This is a genomic window from Microbacterium sp. CPCC 204701 (assembly GCF_004010105.1).
In the GTDB taxonomy this organism is placed as follows: domain Bacteria; phylum Actinomycetota; class Actinomycetes; order Actinomycetales; family Microbacteriaceae; genus Microbacterium.
This window is the reverse complement of sequence record NZ_RRYE01000463.1, coordinates 1-2069: the sequence shown is the minus strand read 5'-3', so window position 1 is coordinate 2069 and position 2069 is coordinate 1. Positions and strand designations below refer to the sequence as shown.

Below are 2069 nucleotides of genomic sequence, written 5' to 3'. Positions count from 1 at the left end.
GCGGGGGGCGCCGTGCCCTTCCGGCACGGCGCCCCCCGCGTGGCGACTGCGTCACGCGGCGGTCGCGAACGCCTCCGTCCGGGCGACGATCCCCTCGCCCCCGGCATCCACCGTCACCGCGCCGCCGTCGACGAGCGCACCGGTGACGAGGAGGTCGGCGATGCGGTCGTCCACCTCGCGCTGGATGAGCCGGCGCAGCGGCCGCGCGCCGTACTCGGGCTCGTAGCCGTGCTCGGCCAGCCAGTCCACCGCGGCCTCGGTCACCTCGAACGCGATCTCGCGCTTGGCGAGCCGCCCTTCGCTGGCGCCCAGCAGGAGCCGGACGATCTCACGCAGCTGAGCCTTCTCGAGCTTGCGGAAGAGCACGACCTCATCGATGCGGTTGAGGAACTCGGGGCGCATCGCCTCACGGAGCTTGCCGAAGACGCGCGCTTTCAGGTCCTTCTCCGAGCCGAAGCCGGTCGCTCCGCCGCCGTCGGCGATGAAGCCGATCGCGCCGCTGCGCGAGGCGAGGAACTCCGAGCCGAGATTCGAGGTCATCACGACCACGGTGTTGCGGAAGTCGACCGTGCGGCCCTGCCCGTCGGTCAGGCGCCCGTCGTCGAGCACCTGCAGCAGCAGGTTGAACACGTCGGGGTGTGCCTTCTCGATCTCGTCGAACAGCACGATCGAGTACGGGTTGCGCCGCACGCGCTCGGTGAGCTGCCCCGCCTCGTCGTAGCCGACGTATCCGGGAGGAGCACCGACCAGCCGCGACACGGTGTGGCGCTCGCCGAACTCGCTCATGTCGAACCGGATGACCGCTCCCTCGTCGTCGAACAGCGACGCGGCCAGGGCCTTGGCGAGCTCGGTCTTGCCGACACCCGTCGGCCCCAGGAAGAGGAACGAGCCCACCGGGCGACGCGCGTCGCCCATGCCGGTGCGGTTGCGGCGCACGGCCTTGGCGACGGCGGTCACCGCGTCGTCCTGGCCGACGACGCGCGCGTGCAGCTCGTCCTCGAGCGACGCCAGGCGCTCGCGCTCGCTCTCGGTCAGCCGGTTCACCGGGATGCCGGTGGCCCTGCTGATGACCGCGGCGATCTCGGGCTCGTCCACGATCGCGTCCGGCTTGCCGACGGCCCCTGAGCCTGTCGAAGGGCCGGAGGCCGTCGCCTGCTCGAGGCGGTCCTGCACGTCGGTGATCTCGTCGCGGATGCGCGAGGCCTCCTCATAGTGCTCGGCCGAGACGGCCGCGTTCTTGTCGGCCTCGAGCGTCGCGAGGCGCTCCATCAGCGCGCTCACGTCGATCTGGGCGCCCAGGCGCAGCCGCAGGCGGGCGCCCGCCTGGTCGATGAGGTCGATCGCCTTGTCAGGCAGCACGCGGTCGGGAAGGTACCGGTCACTGAGCTCGACAGCGGCGCGCAGCGCCTCGTCGGTGTACACGATGCCATGGTGCTCCTCGTACGCGGGCTTCAGGCCTCGGAGGATCACGACGGCGTCCTCGATCGACGGCTCGCCGACCTTGACCGGCTGGAACCGGCGCTCGAGTGCGGGGTCCTTTTCGACGACGCGGTACTCCTTGAGCGTCGTCGCACCCACCAGGTGCAGCTCGCCGCGCGCGAGGCGGGGCTTGAGAATGTTGCCCGCGTCCATGCCGCCATCGCCCGCGCCGCCGGCGCCCACCACCGTGTGCACCTCGTCGATGAACAGGATGAGCTCGCCTCGGTGCGCGACGACCTCATCCATCGTCTGGGTGAGGCGCTCCTCGAAGTCGCCGCGATAGCGCGTGCCGGCGAGCATGGCCGCGAAGTCGAGCGCGACGACCCGCTTGCCTGCCAGCTGCTCGGGCACGGCCCCATCGACGATCGCCTGAGCGAGCCCCTCGACGATCGCCGTCTTTCCGACGCCCGCCTCGCCGACGAGCACCGGGTTGTTCTTGGTGCGGCGGCTGAGGATCTCGATGGTCTGCTCGATCTCGTCCGCGCGCCCGATCACGGGGTCGAGCCGACCAGCCGCCGCCAGCGCGGTGAGGTCGGTGCCGTACGTGTCGAGCAGGGGGGTGTCGGATGCGCCCCGCCGACCGGGATCCG

General features: G+C 71.4%; 1 protein-coding gene. It reads right to left on the bottom strand.

Translation table 11 applies throughout. From position 1 onward, the window contains the following. Positions 1–51: 51 nt before the first annotated feature. Positions 52–2069, bottom strand: a 2018-nt coding sequence (locus EIO58_RS16810) for an ATP-dependent Clp protease ATP-binding subunit (protein WP_164861814.1), incomplete at its 5' end; no start/stop codon positions are given.